The following is a 15,878-nucleotide window of genomic DNA, read 5'->3' on the forward strand; positions in this document are numbered from 1 at the left end:
CGGGGCGCGGGACGTGGCGGGGCTCACGCTCCCAGACTGTCCGGATTCAGTCGCGCGCCTTCCGGCGCGCCCGCAGCCACTCCTTGTTCATCGCCGCGATCGAGGGCAGCGGGATGCCCTTCGGGCAGGCGGTCGCGCACTCCCCGGTGAGGGTGCAGCCGCCGAAGCCCTCGGCGTCCATCTGGGCCACCATGTCGAGCACCCGGGTCTCGCGCTCGGGCGCGCCCTGCGGCAGCACGCCCAGGTGGTTGACCTTGGCGGAGGTGAAGAGCATCGCCGAGCCGTTGGGGCAGGCGGCGACGCAGGCGCCGCAGCCGATGCACTCGGCGTGCTCGAAGGCGAAGTCGGCGTCCGCCTTGGGCACCGGGGTGGCGTGCGCCTCGGGGGCGGAGCCGGTCGGGACGCTGACGTACCCGCCCGCCTGGATGATCCGGTCGAAGGCGGACCGGTCGACGACGAGGTCCTTGACCACCGGGAAGGCGGCGGCCCGCCAGGGCTCGACGTCGATGGTGTCGCCGTCCCGGAACGAGCGCATGTGCAGCTGGCAGGTGGTGGTGCGCTCGGGCCCGTGGGCGTCGCCGTCGATGACCAGGCTGCACGCGCCGCAGATGCCCTCGCGGCAGTCGTGGTCGAAGGCGACCGGGTCCTCGCCGCGCAGGATGAGGTCCTCGTTGAGGGTGTCCAGCATCTCCAGGAAGGACATGTCGGGCGAGACGCCCTCGACGTCGTAGGTGGCCATGGCGCCTTCTGTGTCGGCGTTCCGCTGGCGCCAGACGCGCAGGGTGAGCTTCATGCGTAGCTCCGCTGGGTGGGGTGGACGTGTGCGAAGACGAGGTCCTCCTTGTGGAGGACGGGGGTGCCGGACGGGCCGGACTCCCAGGCGGCGACGTACGCGAACTCCTCGTCGCGGCGCGCCGCCTCGCCGTCCGGGGTCTGGGACTCCTCGCGGAAGTGGCCGCCGCAGGACTCCGCGCGGTGCAGGGCGTCGAGACACATCAGCTCGGCGAGCTCGAGGTAGTCGACGATCCGGTTGGCCTTCTCCAGCGACTGGTTGAACTCCTCGCCGGTGCCCGGCACCTTGATCCGGCGCCAGAACTCCTCGCGGATCTCCGGGATCCGGCGCAGCGCCGTGCGCAGCCCCTCCTCGGTGCGGGCCATCCCGCAGAACTCCCACATGAGCTCGCCGAGTTCGCGGTGGAAGGAGTCCGGGGTGCGGTCGCCGTCGACGGCGAGCAGCAGGTTCAGCCGGTCCTCGGTCTCGGCCAGCGCCTCCCGCACCGCCGGGTGTGCGTCGGTGACCGGGGTGTCGTGCGGGTGGCGGGCCAGGTAGTCGTTGATGGTGGCGGGGAGCACGAAGTAGCCGTCGGCGAGGCCCTGCATGAGGGCCGAGGCGCCGAGCCGGTTGGCGCCGTGGTCGGAGAAGTTGGCCTCGCCGATGGCGAACAGGCCGGGGACCGTGGTCTGGAGGTCGTAGTCGACCCAGAGCCCGCCCATCGTGTAGTGCACGGCCGGGTAGATCCGCATCGGCACCTCGTACGGGTCCTCGGCGGTGATCCGCGCGTACATGTCGAAGAGGTTGCCGTACTTCTCCTCGACCTTGGCGCGGCCCATCCGGCGGATCGCGTCGGCGAAGTCGAGGTAGACACCCTGGCCGCCGGGGCCGACGCCGCGCCCCTCGTCGCAGACGTTCTTGGCGGCGCGCGAGGCGATGTCGCGGGGGACGAGGTTGCCGAAGGAGGGGTAGATCCGCTCCAGGTAGTAGTCGCGCTCGTCCTCGGGGATCTCGTGGGCGGGCCGGGTGTCGCCGTGCGCCTTGGGGACCCAGATGCGGCCGTCGTTGCGCAGCGACTCGCTCATCAGCGTGAGCTTCGACTGGTGGTCGCCGGTGCGCGGGATGCAGGTGGGGTGGATCTGGGTGAAGCAGGGGTTGGCGAAGTACGCGCCGCGCCGGTGCGCCCGCCACACGGCGGTGGCGTTGGAGTTCATGGCGTTGGTGGACAGGTAGAAGACGTTGCCGTAGCCGCCGGTGGCGAGGACGACGGCGTCCGCGTAGTGGGTGGAGATCGCGCCGGTGACCAGGTCGCGGGCGACGATGCCGCGGGCCCGCCCGTCGACGACGATCAGGTCGAGCATCTCGGTGCGCGGGTGCATCTCCACGTTCCCGGCGGCGATCTGCCGGGAGAGCGCCTGGTAGGCGCCGAGCAGGAGCTGCTGGCCGGTCTGGCCGCGGGCGTAGAAGGTGCGGGAGACCTGGACGCCGCCGAAGGAGCGGGTGTCGAGCAGTCCGCCGTACTCGCGGGCGAAGGGGACGCCCTGGGCGACGCACTGGTCGATGATCTCGACGGAGATCTGGGCGAGCCGGTGCACGTTGGACTCGCGGGCGCGGAAGTCGCCGCCCTTGACGGTGTCGTAGAAGAGGCGGTGCACGGAGTCGCCGTCGTTGCGGTAGTTCTTGGCCGCGTTGATGCCGCCCTGGGCGGCGATGGAGTGGGCGCGGCGCGGGGAGTCCTGGTAGCAGAACTGGACGACCTGGTAGCCCTGTTCGGCGAGGGTGGCGCCGGCGGAGCCGCCGGCCAGGCCGGTGCCGACGACGATCACGCGGTGGCCGCGCCGGTTGGCGGGGTTGACCAGCTTCGCCTCGAAGCGGCGGGTGTCCCAGCGTTCCGCGATCGGCCCGGCGGGGGCCTTCGTGTCGCTGATCGGGGCGCCCAGGGTGTAGTCGGGGGAGGTCATTCAGCTCACCACTCCGGTCATGACGGCGACGGGTACGGAGACGAAGCCGGCGGTCAGCAGCAGCGCGAGGCCGTTGGCCGTGGCCTTGAGGACGCGCTCGCGGCGGGCGTTGCCGACGCCGAGGGTCTGGGCGGCGCTCCAGAAGCCGTGCCGGACGTGCAGCCCGACGGCCGCCATGGCGACGAGGTAGATCACGTTGCCGTACCAGGTGGAGAAGGTGTCGACGACGTTCTCGTACGGCCTGCCCTCCTGGAAGCCGGGGTGGACGGTGCCGGTGGTCAGGTCGAGGATGTGCCAGACGATGAAGAGGCCGACGATGATCCCGCCCCAGCGCATGGTGCGGGTGGCGTAGCTCGACCGGCGCCGCTTGTGCACGTACGCGGTCGGCCGGGCGCGCAGGTCGCGCCGGCTGAGCTGGTACGCGGAGACGGCATGCGCGACGACGGCGACGACCAGCACGATCCGGGCGGCCCACAGGCCCCACTCGTGGTGCAGCACGGGGGCGCCCATGGTGCGCAGCCAGTGGGCGTAGCCGTTGAACTCCTCGGGGCCGAAGAAGACCTTCAGGTTGCCGGCGACGTGCGCGACGAGATACGCGAGCATCGTCAGACCGCTGACGGCCATGACGGTCTTCTTGCCGATCGTGGACGCCCAGAAGCCGCGGGTGGGGCCCGCGGGCGGGCGGCCCGCCTTCCGGTCGGGATGGGGTGCCAGAGCCATGTCAGCGACGGTAGGGGCGAAGGGCCCGAGAGGTCCAAGACATGGTTCGGCTCATCTCGATAGGGGCCTCCTATCGAACGGGGTAGGCTGGTCCCATGCAGTTCCAGCAGCTCCTGTACTTCGTCGCCGTCGCCGAGACCCGTCACTTCACCCGCGCCGCCGAGCGCGTCCACGTGTCGCAGCCCTCGCTCTCCCAGCAGATCAAGGCCCTGGAGCAGGAGCTGGGGGCGGAGCTGTTCAGCCGGGCCCGGGGCAACATCGCGCTGACCGACGCGGGCGAGGCGCTGCTGCCGCTGGCCCGCCGGATCCTCGCCGACACCGACACCGCCCGGCACGAGGTGCAGGAGCTGGTGCAGCTGCGGCGCGGCCGGGTGCGGCTCGGCGCGACCCCGAGCCTCTGCACGGGGCTGCTCCCGGACGTGCTGCGCGCCTTCCATGACCTGCACCCGGGGATCCGGCTGCTGATCGAGGAGGGCGGCTCGCACGACCTGGTCCGGGAGCTGGCGCGCGGCGCGCTCGACCTGGCGCTGGTGGTGCTGCCGCTGCCGACGCCTTCCCCCGCCCTGACCACGGTGGAGCTGCTGACCGAGGACCTGGTGGTGGTCTCCTCGGCCTCCGCCCCCGCGCCGCGCCGCCCGGTGCGCATCGCCGATCTGCGCGACCAGCCGCTCGTGATGTTCCGGCACGGCTACGACCTGCGGGAGCTGACCGTGGCGGCCTGCCGCGCGGAGGGCTTCGAGCCCTCGTTCACGGTCGAGGGCGGCGAGATGGACGCCGTCCTCGGCTTCGTACGGGCCGGGCTCGGCCTCGCGGTCGTCCCCACCATGGTCGCGGCCCGCGCGAGCCGCGACCTGCGCGTGACGGCGCTGGCCCGGCCGGGCCTCCAGCGCACGATCGCGCTGGCCCACCGCAGCGACGTGGCCCCGCCCCGAGCGGCCCGCGAGCTCCAGCGGCTGCTCATGGCCTCGCGGCGGGGCGGGACGGCGGCCTGACCGGGGGCGTACGCGGGCGCGTGTGAGGTCCGCCCCGCGTGTGAGGCCCACCCAGCGTGTGAGGCCCGCCCCCGCCTGTGAGGCCCGCCCCCGCGCGTGAGACCCGTCCGCGCTACACCGCGTCCGCCAGGACCAGCGAGTGGATCCGGTCCGGGGCGCCGGGGCGGGCGTAGTACCAGCCCTGGGCCGTGTCGCAGCCGAGCTCGCGCAGCTGCTGGGCCTGCGCCCCGGTCTCCACACCTTCGACGGTGACGGCCAGCTCCAGGCTGTGGGCCAGCTGGACGATCCCCTCGACGATCTTGAGGTCGACCAGGTCCACCGGGTGCTGCTGCATCCCCTGCGTGAAGGAGCGGTCCAGCTTGAGCACGCTGACCGGCAGCCGGCGCAGGTTGGCGAGGTTGGAGTAGCCGGTGCCGAAGTCGTCGAGCGCGATGTCCACGCCCATGTCGGCGAGCTGCCGCAGCGGCTTGAGCAGGTCGTCGTCCGCGCCGATGAGCGCCGACTCGGTCACCTCCAGGCACAGCGCGCCCGGTTCGAGCCCGGAGCGCTCCAGCACGTCGACGGTGTCCGCGACGAGCCGGGGGTGGTGCAGCTGGGTCGGCGAGAGGTTGACGTTGATCCGCAGCGGGCCGCCGTCGGCGTGCCGGGTCTGCCAGAACCGGGCCTGCCGCACGGCCTCTTCGAGCACCCAGCGGCCCAGCGGCACGATCAGCCCGGTGTTCTCGGCGAGCGGGATGAAGCGGTCCGGGCCGAGCACCCCGTGCTGCGGGTGGCACCAGCGGACCAGCGCCTCGGCGCCGTGCACGCTGCCGTCGTCCAGGTGGACCAGCGGCTGGTACTCGATGAAGAACTCGCCCCGCTCCAGGGCCGCGGGCAGCGCGGTGGTGAGCCCGTGCCGGGTGATGGCCCGGGCGTCGGCCTCGGCGTCGGCGAACTCGAAGCGGTTGCCGCCCGCCGACTTGGCCCGGTACATGGTGATGTCGGCGCTGCGCAGCACCTCGGCCGCGGTCCGCTCCCCCACCGGGCCCTCGACCACGCCGACGCTGCCGCGCACGGTCAGTTCGCGGCCGTCGACCCGGATCGGGGCGGCGAGCGCGCCGAGCATCCGGTCGGCGAGCTCGGCGACCTTGTGCTCGCTGTCGGAGCCGGTGGTCAGCGCGACGAACTCGTCGCCGCCGAGCCGGGCGACCATCTCGCCGGGCGCCTTGACCGAGCCCTGCAGCCGGTCGGCGACCTCGACGAGCAGCCGGTCGCCGGTGGCGTGGCCGAGGCTGTCGTTGACCACCTTGAAGCCGTCGAGGTCCAGGTAGCACAGCCCGAAGCGCCCGTCGCCCGGGGCCAGCGTCTTCTCCAGGCGCTCGAAGAACAGCGTCCGGTTGGGCAGCCCGGTCAGCGCGTCGTGGGTGGCCTCGTACCGCAACCGCAGGTTGAGCAGGCGCCGTTCGGTGGTGTCCTCCATCAGCGCGAGCTGGTAGCGGGGCACCCCGGCCGCGTCGCGCAGCAGCGAGACGGTGAGGTTGGTCCACAGCACGGTGCCGTCGCCGCGGTAGTACGGCTTCTCCACCCGGTAGTGCTCGCGCTCGCCGCGCACCAGCTCGTCGTACAGGCGCCAGACGTGCGGGCCGTCCTCGGGGTGCGACCACTCGGCGATGTTGCGGCTGAGCACGTGCTGTTCGAGGCCGCCGAACATCCGGGTGAGGGTCTCGTTGACCTCCAGGACGTTGCCGTCGAGGTCGGCGATGCCGATGCCGATCGCCGCGCCCTCGAAGACCGCGCGGAAGCGGCTCTCGGTGGCGTGCAGGGCGAGTTCGGCGGCGCTGCGGGCCGAGAGCGCCGAGTGCGCGATGGTCTCCTGCTCGTTCAGCGTCCGCTCGCGCAGCGCCTGGGCGAAACCGGCGGCCATGGTGTGCTGCAGCCGGGAGCAGCGGGCCCGCAGCTCCTCGGCGCCGGCCCCGGCGACGTCCGGGTCCTCCGCGCAGTACAGCACCAGATAGGCGTCGACGACGCCGAGGCTGCGGGCCAGCGCGTCCGGGTCGGTGCAGTGCGCGGCGATCAGGGCCTGGCCGACCCGGTGCGCGGGCGCGGTGTCGAACGGCCTGGCGCGCAGCGCGGCGCTCAACTCGCGTGCCAGCGGCAGCAGATGGCCTTCGAACTCCTGCCGGGTCAGCGAGGTCATGGTGACCGGGAAGACGGCCCGGCTCCAGATGGTCACGAACCGTCTGAGCCTGTTCTCGGGACCGTCGGCGTCGGCGACGGGGCCGGCCGGCTGAGGCGGGACCTTCACGCCGTGCGCCCCACCCCTGCGAAACCGGAGAAGGCGTAGGGGTCCTCCTCCTCCGCCGGAGCGTCGGCCCGCCAGTGCGGCATCGACACGAGTCCGGGGGCGACGAGTTCGGTGCCGTCGAAGAAGCGGGCGATCTCCTCGCGCGAGCGCATCACCAGCGGGTTGCGGATGTCCCGGTAGACGCCGACCGTGCCGCCGGCCCGCTCGGGCGGCAGCGGGATGCCCTCGTAGGAGGCGTGGGTGAGGATGAGCAGGCTGCCGGGGGCGAGCCCGGCGAGCAGCTCGGCGACGAGGGCGGCCGGGTCCTCGGCGTCCTCCAGGAAGTGCAGCACGGCGACCAGGAGCAGGGCCACCGGCCGTTCCAGGTCGAGGAGTCGGGCGACCTCGGGGCTGTCCAGGATCTCGGCGGGCTTGCGCAGGTCGGCGGCGAGCACGGCCGAGCGGTCGTCACCCGCGAGCACGGCCCGGCTGTGGGCGACGGCCACCGGGTCGTGGTCGACGTAGACGACGCGGGCGGCCTCGCTGGCGGCCTGGGCGACCTCGTGGACGTTGCCGAAGGTCGGTATGCCCGAGCCGATGTCCAGGAACTGCGTGACGCCGGCGTCCACCGCGTACCGCACGGCCCGGCGCATGAAGGCGCGGTTCGCCTGCATGATCTTGGGCAGTCCCGGCACGAACTCCATGGCCTTGCGGGCCGCTTCCCGGTCCACTTCGAAATTGTGCGAGCCGCCCAGATAGAAGTCGTACATACGGGACACGCTCGGCACCGAGATATCGATGCCGGGCGGGGCCCAGGCGGGACGCTCCATCAAAGTCTCCAACAAGTCGCCACGGGGATACGGCCAAGTGTTCGCGGCCGACGTTCGAGCTGAGGCTACTGATCGCCTGCCTGGAGAGCGAGTAGAAACGGAAATTCGCGATCCGTTCTTGGTCACACGCCATTGGCACGCGCGCGGGCGACAGAAAGGTTCGCGCCTTCGGCCCGTGCACATTCACGTGCATACGATCGTGCGCGGTTCCCGCGCCGACCGGACCGGCCCCGCAGCCCTCCGCGGGCCCCCGCCGGGGGGCGACAACCGGCCACCCGCCCGCGATCACCGCACCCCCGCCGGCCGCACCGGAACAATTACCCCCAACAAGCCCCAAGAGGGCCTAATATCCGGCAACTTCGCCCCCGTGCGGACCAGTCGGCACCAACGGGACGACCACGGCAGGGGAAACGTCAAACCCGTGCACCCGGAAAACCCCTCCATCCGGGGAATCCGGAGCCGTTCCGGGCCTACGGCCCGATTTCCGTGATCATGCTGCTCGGCGTGTCTCTGTTGTCACCGTACGGATCGCTCCTCGCGCGGCCCCTGGCGGCCGGGGCGCTCGTGTGGCTGCTCGCCACACCGGTGCCCGTCGCCGCCGACGCCTGCGCCTCCGCCACGACGGGATCCGATGGTTCGAACACCTCGGTCGCCGTCGCCGGATGGGGCCACTGCCGCCCCACCCACCGTCCCCATCCACCCCACCATCCCCACCCGACCCACCCACCGCATCACACGCACCCCCCGCACCCGACCTGTCCACCGGAGCCGACCCCCACGCCGACTCCGACACCCACGCCCACTCCGACGCCGACGCCCACCCCGACCCCTACTCCCACGCCCACTCCCAAGCCGACGCCGCCGCCTCCTCCCCCGCCCCCGAAGCCGACGCCCCCGCCGCCCGTGCGGACGGTGCCGCCGCCCGCCCCCGCGCCGAAGCCCGCGCCGACGACCCCGCGCGCCGAGCCGCCCGCTCCGCCGAAACCTTCCCCCACCCCGACCCTGCGCCCCCGCCCGCCCGCTCCCGTGGCCCTGCCGCACTACCAGCGCACCGCGCGGGCCAAGCCGAAGAGCGCCCCGAACGTCATCACCACGACCCTGCTCATCACCGCCCCGGCCGTGATCGCGACCGCGATCCTGCGCCCGCGCGGTTCCCGCTGAGCCCCGCGCTCGGCCAACGGAGGAAACCTTGTCCGAATGGCTCGTCCTGACCATCGCGATGGCCGCCGCCTGCGCGGTGGTCCTGACCATCGTCATCATCAACAACCGCAAGCTCCCGGAGGACGACGACCCCAGCGAGACCCCTGACGTCATCGAGTACATGACGATGATGATCGGCGTGGTCTACGCCATCGTCCTCGGCCTCGCCATCGCCGGCGTCTGGGAGGCCCGCAGCGCCGCCCAGGAGACCGTGCGCCAGGAGGCGCAGGCCCTGCACGAGATCTCCGCGCGCGCCGAGGTGTACCCCGTCGCCGTCCGCGAACGGATCCGCTCCGACGTCGACACGTACGTCCGCTACGTCGTCGAGGACGAGTTCCCGCACATGACGGACCACGGCGAGCTCAGCGACAAGGGCACCGAGCTCATGGAGAAGGTCCGGCGCAGCGTCACCGACTACCGGCCGGCCGACGACTTCGAGGGCCAGGCGTACCAGCCGCTGGTGGACCAGGTGGGCGTCGCCGACGACGCGCGCGGGGCGCGCGGGCAGAGCGCGGGGGACACGATGCCTGGTGTGGTCTGGTTCGGCCTGATCATCGGCGCCCTGGTCACCGTGGGCCTCATCTTCACGCTCCAGATCCGGCGCACGGGCAAGGAGCTGCTGCTGGCCGGGCTGTTCAGCGCGCTGATCGCGTTCCTGCTCTTCCTCATCTGGGACTTCGACGCGCCGTTCGGCCGGGGCATCGCGGCGACCGCCGCGCCGTTCCTCGACCTGTTCCCGCAGCTCAACGGCTGACCGGGGCGGCCGACGTAGGCCGGGCGGGGGACATCGGTGCCCCATTCGCGCGTCTGGGATCGCGGCTGTGGTAGGGCGCTCCTAGCGTTTCGGACATCGAGGTGCATGTCGTCCGATGTTCGGAAGACCCTTCCGCGGCTGCTCCTCGGGGACCCGGAGGAACCACCATGCGCGCGATACGTGCCGCGTCCACCGTGCTGCTGGGAGCGGCCGCCCTCGCCCTGGCCGCCCCGCTCGCCGTCGCCGCCGACGGCCCTCCGGGAGCGCCCCGGCCGCAGGCGCCGCGCGCCCGGCAGGCGGGCGACTTCGTCATCTCCCCCGGGGTCGTCGCCCCGGGCGGCAGGATCACCCTGAGCGCCCCGGGCTGCGCGAGTACGGCGACGGCGTCGGCGGGCATCTTCGACACGGTCACGATCGCGCCGGGCTCGGCCGCGACCGCGAGCGTGGACGCCGACGCCAAGCGCGGGGCCGTCTACACCGTCTCCTTCAACTGCACCGGCGGGGTCTCCGGCACCGTCGACCTGACCATCAGCGGGGGCGCGACCTCGACGCCGACCGCGCGCTCCACGCTGCTGACCCCGCCGCGCGGGGTGCAGGGCGGCCTCGGCGGCTCCTTCGGCCCGGCGGACACCTGGACGCTCGCGGCCGGCGGGGCGATGGTGCTGGCCGCCGCCACCGGTGTGGTGCTCGTCGTGCGGCGCAGGTCCGCGGCGGACCGGCGGCACTGACCGGGCCGCCCGCGCCGCCCCGCGACGCCCGTCGCCCCCGGGTCCTGGACGAGGACTCGGGGGCGACGGGCGTTGCGACGTGCGCTGCGGACCGGCCGGGAGGTGCGGCGGGTCAGACGCCCGCGCCGGACGTGCGGCGACGGCGGGCGATGAAGAGACCGCCGCCCAGCGCGGCCGCGGCGACCAGGCTGCCGCCGACCGCCATCTCGGTGGAGCTCGGGGCGAGCGAGCCGCCGAGGCCGCCCTGCGAACCGCGGCCCGGCAGCACGCGGAACTGGTGCGTTTCGACGTTGCTGTTGTCCCGGCACTTGACCGCGAGGTTGTAGCTGCCGGGGGTGGCGTTGTTGTAGACGCGGGCGATCGCGCTGGAGAGGCCGTTGGAGTTCACCGAGAGGTTGGTCTCGGGGAACGCGTTCGACGTGACGGTGCCTCCGTGGCCGCAGCCCTTGGCCGTGATGGTGATCGTCGAGCCCGCGTGGACGTCGAACGGATTGACCTGCACATTCGTCGGCCCGTTGGTGGCGGTGGCGAGGGGGGCCGCGAGCCCGAGCGCCGCGAACGCGGTCGCCGTCACCGCCAGAGTGCGTGCAGCACGCATGGTGAACCTCCAGTGGAAGACGCCCCAAAGCGGTGCTCCGGGAGATTCGACGAGTACGCCTTCCATGACGAACCATCACAAGAGGGACACCGTGCCGCATGTCGGGCTTGGGCCACCCCGGTGAGCCGGGGCACCGGCCGAACGGGGGTCCCCGGCTGACGGTTCCGCAGGTCACACGCCGTCAGGCCGATCATCTGACGATTACTCGGATGGGGCATCACCCGGACGCCCCCGCCCCGACGGCCGACACCCGTTCGCCCCGCCCCGATCGCCGGTCCCCCGACGCCCCCTTACCGTTCCCGTGACGCCCACGAAGGGAGAACCATGAGGACCAAGGACTTCAGCGTCCTCGACGCGGCCAGGAGACGCCAACCCTGGGGCGCCCTGGCCCTGGTCATGCTGTCCGGCCTGGCGATGATGCGCAACGGCGTCGGCTTCGAGTCGGGTCCCCCGCAGCCCACCGCCGCGGCCCGCCCGGTCACCCGTCCCGTCGGCCCCGCTCCGACCGCGGCCGCCGGACTCCAGCCGCTGCCCTTCGCCCCCGCCTCCCGGATCAGGATCCCGGCGCTCCGGGTGGCCGCCCCGGTCATGGACGTGGGGCTCGACCCGAACGGCTGGATCGCCGCACCCCCGGCCCAGGACGCCAATCTCGCCGGCTGGTACCAGAACGGCATCGCCCCGGGCCAGCGCGGCACCGCGGTGGTCGTGGGGCACGTCGACAACATGGCGGGCCCCGCCGTCTTCTACGGCCTCGGCTCCCTCCAGAAGGGGCAGCACGTCGAGGTCGAGCGCTACGACGGCCGGGTGGCGGTCTTCGAGATCTACGGCGTGGAGGTGTACGCCAAGGACGACTTCCCCGGCGTACAGGTCTACGCGGACACCGGCGAGCCCGAGCTGCGAGTGATCACCTGCGGCGGCGGCTACTCGCGGTCGCGCGGCTACGACGGCAACGTGGTCGTCTACGCCCGGATGGTGAGCACGCGCTGACCGTCCGCCGTCCCGGACGCGAGGGGCCCCGGCGCGTTCCCGCGCGCCGGGGCCCCTCGCGCGCTCAGCGGCGCGGGACGGTGATGCTGTAGCCCGCGTCGAGGAGCGCGGGCAGATAACGCCGGAGCGCGGCCACGCTGTGCGCCCGGTCGCCGCCCGCGTCGTGGTTGAGCACGACGACCCCGGGTCCGGCGCCGTCGAGGACCCGGCGCACGATGGAGTCGGTGGGCGGCTCCTGCCAGTCCAGGGTGTCCACGGTCCAGGCCATCGGCTCCATGCCGAGCTCGGCGCCGATCTCGAACGAGTGCCGGTTCCAGGCCCCGTACGGCGCCCGGTACCAGAGCGGCGGGGTGCCGAGGGCCCGTTCGATCACGTCGCTGGTGGAGCCGAGCTCCTGGCGGATCCGGGAGGGGCGCAGCTTCGGGATCAGCGGGTGCGACCAGGAGTGGTTGCCGATCACGTGCCCGTCGGCGGCCATCTCCTTGAGCAGGTCCTGGTTGTCCACCGCCATCTCGCCGCAGACGAAGAACATCGCCCGGCAGCCGTGGGCACGCAGGACGGCCAGGATGTCCGGGGTGTAGCGGGGGTCGGGCCCGTCGTCGAAGGTGAGCACCATCGAGCGCCCGACGCCGGTGAGATGGAGGAAGGGCCGGGTGCGCACCGGCGGGACCGCGCGCCGGAAGGCCGGGGGCGCGTAGCCGGTCATCGGCTGGAGGCGGTAGGCGGCGGGCCGCAGCCGGGCCTGCGCCTGGGCGCCGGGCGCGCCCGCCGGGCGGGGCGGGGTCGCCGGGGGCGCGGCTCCGGCACCCGGTCCGGCCTCGGGGCCGCTCAGGCGGTCGGCCGCGAAGACCCCGACCGTGGCCGTGGCGCCGAGGGCGGCGGCGAGCCGCAGCAGCGACCGCCGCCCCACGGGCTTCTCGTCGTTTTTCATGGCCCATGGTTCGTACGCCGGGGCGTGCGGGCTTCTCAGCGACACCGGCGGCCCGGCCGAAAGCACTCGATGAGCCGATAGCCTCGGAGGGTGAGTGGTTACGAACGAGGTACCGACGGCCCGAAGGTGATCGTGGCCGGGGTGGACGGCTCGGAGTCCTCCCTGCGCGCCGCCTCCTACGCGGCCGGTCTGGCCCGGCGGCAGAACGCGCTGCTGGCCCTGGTCTACGTACAGCCGCTGATCACGGCGGGCGCGGCGCTGGGCGCGCCGGTCGCCGGGACCACGGAGGAGATCGCGGAGGGGCTGGTCGCCGACATCCGCGAGTCGACCGAGCGGGTCAAGGAGATCTGGCGGGTGCGCTGGGAGTTCCACACCTTCCGCGGGGACGCCTACGCGGGCCTGGTGGCCGCGGCGGACGAGCTGAAGGCGGACGCGGTGGTGGTGGGCGCCTCGGAGTCGGCCGGGCACCGGTTCGTCGGCTCGGTCGCGGTGCGGCTGGTGAAGGCGGGCCGCTGGCCGGTCACGGTGGTGCCGTAGGGCGCGGATCCCGCCCCCGCGTCGCTACTCGCCCATGACCAGGCCGTCGCGGGCGGCGCCGCGGCCGAGGACGACCTCGCGGAGGGTGTCGCGGGTCTCGGCGTACTGCTCCTCGCCCGCGCGGATCGCCGCGTTCAGGTTCAGCACCCGGCCGCGCGCGGTGTCGAAGAACTGGGGGACGAACTCGGCCTTGACGACCTCCCAGCGCCGTCCGGGCGCGGCGGGCGGGGCGAAGGTGAAGCGGGCGAGGGTGCCCTGGTTGCCGCGCCGGTCGTAGCCGCCCTCGTAGTTGATCATGTCTCCGGCGATCTGGTCGCCCAGGCCGTAGACGATCCACGTGCCGTTGACCTTCTCGTACGCCTGCGGCACGTGCGCGTGGGTGCCGAGGACGAGGTCGATGTCGGGGCGCCCGTTCGTGGCCGAGGCGGTGAGGGCGCGGCCGAGGGAGAGCTGGCGCTCGTCGGGTTCGGTCTGCCACTCGGTGCCCCAGTGGACGGAGACCACGACGACGTCGGCCCCGGCCCGGCGGGCGGCCCGCGCGTCGGTGACGATCCGCTGCTCGTCGAGGAGCTGGACGGCCCAGGGCTGCCCCTCGGGCATGGGGTAGCCGTTGGTGTCGTAGGTGTAGGCGAGCTGGGCCACGGTGGCGCCGCCCGCCTTGAGCAGGGCGGGCCGGCCCGCCTCGGCGGCGGTGCGGGCCGAGCCGGCATGCCGGACCCCCGCCTTGTCGAGCGCGTCGAGGGTGCGGCGCAGTCCGTCGGCGCCGTCGTCGAGGGTGTGGTTGGAAGCGGTGGAGCAGGAGTCGTAGCCGGTGGCCTTGAGCGCGGCGGCGATCTCGGGGGGCGACTTGAAGGCGGGGTAGCCGGTGTAGGGGCCGCCCTCCTCCCCGTAGACGGTCTCCATGTGACAGATGGCCAGGTCGGCGCGGGAGACGACGGGTTTCACACCGGCGAACATGGGGCGGAAGTCGTAGCCCGTGCCGCCCCCGTCGGCGGCGGCCTGCCGGATGATCGAGTCGTGCGGCAGCACGTCCCCAGAGGCGACGAGGGTGAAACGGGCGGGGGCGGAGGCGCCCCCGGGGGCGGCCGGGTGGCGGGGCATCCCGTTGGAGGTCGCCGGGCCGCGGGGCATCCCGTTGGCGGTGGCGGGCGTCTCGGGGGCGGGCGGGGCGTGGTCGCGGGCGGCGCAGCCGGTGGCCGCGGCGAGGAGGAGCGCGGCGAGGGCCGCCGCGCCGGGTCGGGTGCGTGAGGTCATCTGCCGAGCTCCAGCCGTTCATAGGATGAGCATCTGATCCTTTGAATTGAGCCTCGGCAAAGGCCCCAGTCAAGGGTCATTGCCGCACCCGGCGCCAAACCCCGCTGAATCGGACGCAATGCCTCCGGCTGTCCGTTCGCCGTACCGTTCACCGCGCGGTGCGACCGTTCGTCGCACACCGCCGTCCGTTCCCTGTCCCCCGCCGCCCGGATGCGTTCGGATACGGGCCATGACCACGGCAACCACCGACGAGCGGACCCTGAAGGAGCTCCAGTCCGAGCACGGGCCCGCGCTGCTCGCCTTCCTGCTCAAACTGACCCACGGCGACCGGCAGCGCGCCGAGGACCTGGCCCAGGAGACCCTGGTCCGGGCCTGGCTGCACCCCGAGGCGTTCGCCGCGCCCTACGAGTCGATGCGCCCCTGGCTCTTCACGGTGGCCCGGCGGATCGCCATCGACGCCCGCCGCTCCCGGCTCGCCCGCCCCGCCGAGATCGGCGACGGTGTGCTCGCCGTCACCGCCGACCCGGCCGACGCCACCGAGTCCGCCGACGCCGCCCTCGACGTCCGGGCCGCGGTGCGCGACCTCAGCCCGGAACACCGCGCGGTCCTCGTCCGGCTCTACTTCCGCGGCCTGACCGTCAACGAGGCGGCGGCCGACCTCGGCATCCCGGCGGGCACCGTCAAGTCCCGCTCGCACTACGCGCTGCGGCTCCTGGGACGGCGCCTGACCGGCTACCGGCCGCCCCGGCGCACGCCCGTTGCCCGGCCCCGGACCGCCGTCCCACAATGATCCGGTGACACACGATCCCGTGACGACCGGTCACGTGCCGCTGACTCCCGCCGCCGCCGAGAAGATCCTCGCCGACAACTTCGCCCCCTGGGTGCTCGACCTGGGGCTCACCGTGGTCTCCGTAGAAGGCTCGGAAGGCCCGCAGGGCCCGCAGGCCGTGCTGCGGCTGCCCTGGTCCGAACGGCTCGCCCGGGAGGGCGGCGGTCTGTCCGGCCAGGCGCTGATGGCCGCGGCCGACACCGCGGCCGTGCTCGCCGTGTCGGCCGCCCGCGGCGGCTTCGTCCCGGTGACCACGGTCCAGCAGTCCATCAGCTTCCAGCGCGCGGTGGTCGGCGCGGACGTCCTCGTGCGGGCCCGGCTCACCAAGACCGGGAAGCGGATGGCCTTCGCCGACATCACCGTGACCGCCGAGGGCGGCGAGGGGACGGCCGCCCACGCGACGGCGGTGTACGCGCTCCTCGGCTGACCCGCGCGAGCCCCCACGCCCCCTCTCTCACCCTCGTCACACGGCCCCCACCTGCACCGATGTGGCGAGAACCGTATCCGGAACCGCGCGGGCGA

General features: G+C 73.3%; 16 protein-coding genes. 8 read left to right on the forward strand and 8 right to left on the reverse strand.

What is annotated here, in order from left to right:
* Window positions 1-46 precede the first annotated feature (46 nt).
* From AB0C99_RS13810 to AB0C99_RS13820, 3 genes are read right to left on the reverse strand one after another with little or no spacing between them, the layout of a single operon-like run.
* The gene (locus AB0C99_RS13810) at window positions 47-793 is read right to left on the reverse strand and encodes a succinate dehydrogenase/fumarate reductase iron-sulfur subunit (RefSeq protein ID WP_362474145.1); all 747 of its coding nucleotides are present in this window, start codon (window positions 791-793) and stop codon (window positions 47-49) included.
* Window positions 790-2,733, reverse strand: a complete 1,944-nt coding sequence (locus tag AB0C99_RS13815) for a fumarate reductase/succinate dehydrogenase flavoprotein subunit (protein ID WP_362474147.1) — start codon at window positions 2,731-2,733, stop codon at window positions 790-792. The genes AB0C99_RS13810 and AB0C99_RS13815 overlap by 4 nt, the downstream gene beginning before the upstream one ends.
* Window positions 2,734-3,357 carry a succinate dehydrogenase cytochrome b subunit gene (locus AB0C99_RS13820; protein ID WP_362474280.1) on the reverse strand — a complete coding sequence of 208 codons (624 nt, stop codon included), beginning with the start codon at window positions 3,355-3,357 and terminating at the stop codon, window positions 2,734-2,736. It abuts the gene before it with no gap.
* A 191-nt stretch (window positions 3,358-3,548) separates the two neighbouring features.
* Between AB0C99_RS13820 and AB0C99_RS13825 the strand changes: the two genes are divergently transcribed.
* Window positions 3,549-4,445, forward strand: coding sequence for a LysR substrate-binding domain-containing protein (locus tag AB0C99_RS13825; protein ID WP_362474149.1), 897 nt, complete (start codon window positions 3,549-3,551; stop codon window positions 4,443-4,445).
* Window positions 4,446-4,557: 112 nt separating this feature from the next.
* Here AB0C99_RS13825 and AB0C99_RS13830 read toward each other — a convergent pair whose 3' ends face one another.
* Both AB0C99_RS13830 and AB0C99_RS13835 read right to left on the reverse strand, forming a co-directional pair.
* The gene (locus tag AB0C99_RS13830; RefSeq protein ID WP_362474151.1) at window positions 4,558-6,729 is read right to left on the reverse strand and encodes an EAL domain-containing protein; all 2,172 of its coding nucleotides are present in this window, start codon (window positions 6,727-6,729) and stop codon (window positions 4,558-4,560) included.
* Entirely contained in the window at window positions 6,726-7,538 is an 813-nt protein-coding gene (locus AB0C99_RS13835; RefSeq protein ID WP_362474153.1) for an SAM-dependent methyltransferase, read from the reverse strand. The genes AB0C99_RS13830 and AB0C99_RS13835 overlap by 4 nt, the downstream gene beginning before the upstream one ends.
* A 912-nt stretch (window positions 7,539-8,450) precedes the next feature.
* On the opposite strand from AB0C99_RS13835, the gene AB0C99_RS13840 reads away from it, so the two are divergent.
* From AB0C99_RS13840 to AB0C99_RS13850, 3 genes are all read left to right on the forward strand, one after another.
* Window positions 8,451-8,699, forward strand: coding sequence for a hypothetical protein (locus tag AB0C99_RS13840; protein ID WP_362474156.1), 249 nt, complete (start codon window positions 8,451-8,453; stop codon window positions 8,697-8,699).
* A gap of 28 nt (window positions 8,700-8,727) precedes the next feature.
* Window positions 8,728-9,492, forward strand: coding sequence for a hypothetical protein (locus AB0C99_RS13845; protein ID WP_362474158.1), 765 nt, complete (start codon window positions 8,728-8,730; stop codon window positions 9,490-9,492).
* A gap of 167 nt (window positions 9,493-9,659) precedes the next feature.
* Complete coding sequence (locus AB0C99_RS13850; RefSeq protein WP_362474161.1) at window positions 9,660-10,220, forward strand: hypothetical protein; 561 nt, start codon at window positions 9,660-9,662, stop codon at window positions 10,218-10,220.
* Window positions 10,221-10,332: 112 nt separating this feature from the next.
* On the opposite strand, the gene AB0C99_RS13855 is transcribed toward AB0C99_RS13850, so the two are convergent.
* Window positions 10,333-10,818 (reverse strand): hypothetical protein, encoded by a 486-nt coding sequence (locus AB0C99_RS13855; RefSeq protein WP_362474164.1) that lies wholly within the window; start codon window positions 10,816-10,818, stop codon window positions 10,333-10,335.
* A gap of 324 nt (window positions 10,819-11,142) precedes the next feature.
* Between AB0C99_RS13855 and AB0C99_RS13860 the strand changes: the two genes are divergently transcribed.
* The gene (locus AB0C99_RS13860) at window positions 11,143-11,805 is read left to right on the forward strand and encodes a class F sortase (protein WP_362474167.1); all 663 of its coding nucleotides are present in this window, start codon (window positions 11,143-11,145) and stop codon (window positions 11,803-11,805) included.
* 64 nt (window positions 11,806-11,869) lie between these two features.
* Here AB0C99_RS13860 and AB0C99_RS13865 read toward each other — a convergent pair whose 3' ends face one another.
* Window positions 11,870-12,736 carry a polysaccharide deacetylase family protein gene (locus AB0C99_RS13865; RefSeq protein WP_362474170.1) on the reverse strand — a complete coding sequence of 289 codons (867 nt, stop codon included), beginning with the start codon at window positions 12,734-12,736 and terminating at the stop codon, window positions 11,870-11,872.
* 90 nt (window positions 12,737-12,826) lie between these two features.
* On the opposite strand from AB0C99_RS13865, the gene AB0C99_RS13870 reads away from it, so the two are divergent.
* Entirely contained in the window at window positions 12,827-13,273 is a 447-nt protein-coding gene (locus AB0C99_RS13870) for a universal stress protein (protein WP_362474173.1), read from the forward strand.
* 24 nt (window positions 13,274-13,297) lie between these two features.
* Here the strand turns inward: AB0C99_RS13870 and AB0C99_RS13875 are convergent, their stop codons facing one another.
* On the reverse strand, window positions 13,298-14,527 hold the full coding sequence (locus AB0C99_RS13875; protein ID WP_362474176.1) for a CapA family protein: 1,230 nt from the start codon (window positions 14,525-14,527) through the stop codon (window positions 13,298-13,300).
* Window positions 14,528-14,756: 229 nt separating this feature from the next.
* Here AB0C99_RS13875 and AB0C99_RS13880 point away from each other — a divergent pair, with 229 nt between their 5' ends.
* Both AB0C99_RS13880 and AB0C99_RS13885 read left to right on the forward strand, forming a co-directional pair.
* Window positions 14,757-15,317, forward strand: coding sequence for a sigma-70 family RNA polymerase sigma factor (locus AB0C99_RS13880; protein WP_362474179.1), 561 nt, complete (start codon window positions 14,757-14,759; stop codon window positions 15,315-15,317).
* A gap of 34 nt (window positions 15,318-15,351) precedes the next feature.
* The gene (locus AB0C99_RS13885) at window positions 15,352-15,783 is read left to right on the forward strand and encodes a PaaI family thioesterase (RefSeq protein WP_362474282.1); all 432 of its coding nucleotides are present in this window, start codon (window positions 15,352-15,354) and stop codon (window positions 15,781-15,783) included.
* Window positions 15,784-15,878: the final 95 nt, after the last annotated feature.

It is taken from the genome of Streptomyces sp. NPDC048659 (assembly GCF_040650575.1).
Taxonomy (GTDB): Bacteria; Actinomycetota; Actinomycetes; order Streptomycetales; family Streptomycetaceae; genus Streptomyces.

Excerpts from the sequence above, each read along its gene's own strand:
- AB0C99_RS13855 (WP_362474164.1), bottom strand. The coding sequence starts at position 10,818 with ATGCGTGCTGCACGCACTCTGGCGGTGACGGCGACCGCGTTCGCGGCG.
- AB0C99_RS13815 (WP_362474147.1), bottom strand. The coding sequence starts at position 2,733 with ATGACCTCCCCCGACTACACCCTGGGCGCCCCGATCAGCGACACGAAG.
- AB0C99_RS13825 (WP_362474149.1), top strand. The coding sequence starts at position 3,549 with ATGCAGTTCCAGCAGCTCCTGTACTTCGTCGCCGTCGCCGAGACCCGT.
- AB0C99_RS13875 (WP_362474176.1), bottom strand. The coding sequence starts at position 14,527 with ATGACCTCACGCACCCGACCCGGCGCGGCGGCCCTCGCCGCGCTCCTC.
- AB0C99_RS13850 (WP_362474161.1), top strand. The coding sequence starts at position 9,660 with ATGCGCGCGATACGTGCCGCGTCCACCGTGCTGCTGGGAGCGGCCGCC.
- AB0C99_RS13880 (WP_362474179.1), top strand. The coding sequence starts at position 14,757 with ATGACCACGGCAACCACCGACGAGCGGACCCTGAAGGAGCTCCAGTCC.
- AB0C99_RS13860 (WP_362474167.1), top strand. The coding sequence starts at position 11,143 with ATGAGGACCAAGGACTTCAGCGTCCTCGACGCGGCCAGGAGACGCCAA.
- AB0C99_RS13810 (WP_362474145.1), bottom strand. The coding sequence starts at position 793 with ATGAAGCTCACCCTGCGCGTCTGGCGCCAGCGGAACGCCGACACAGAA.
- AB0C99_RS13835 (WP_362474153.1), bottom strand. The coding sequence starts at position 7,538 with ATGGAGCGTCCCGCCTGGGCCCCGCCCGGCATCGATATCTCGGTGCCG.
- AB0C99_RS13865 (WP_362474170.1), bottom strand. The coding sequence starts at position 12,736 with ATGAAAAACGACGAGAAGCCCGTGGGGCGGCGGTCGCTGCTGCGGCTC.
- AB0C99_RS13820 (WP_362474280.1), bottom strand. The coding sequence starts at position 3,357 with ATGGCCGTCAGCGGTCTGACGATGCTCGCGTATCTCGTCGCGCACGTC.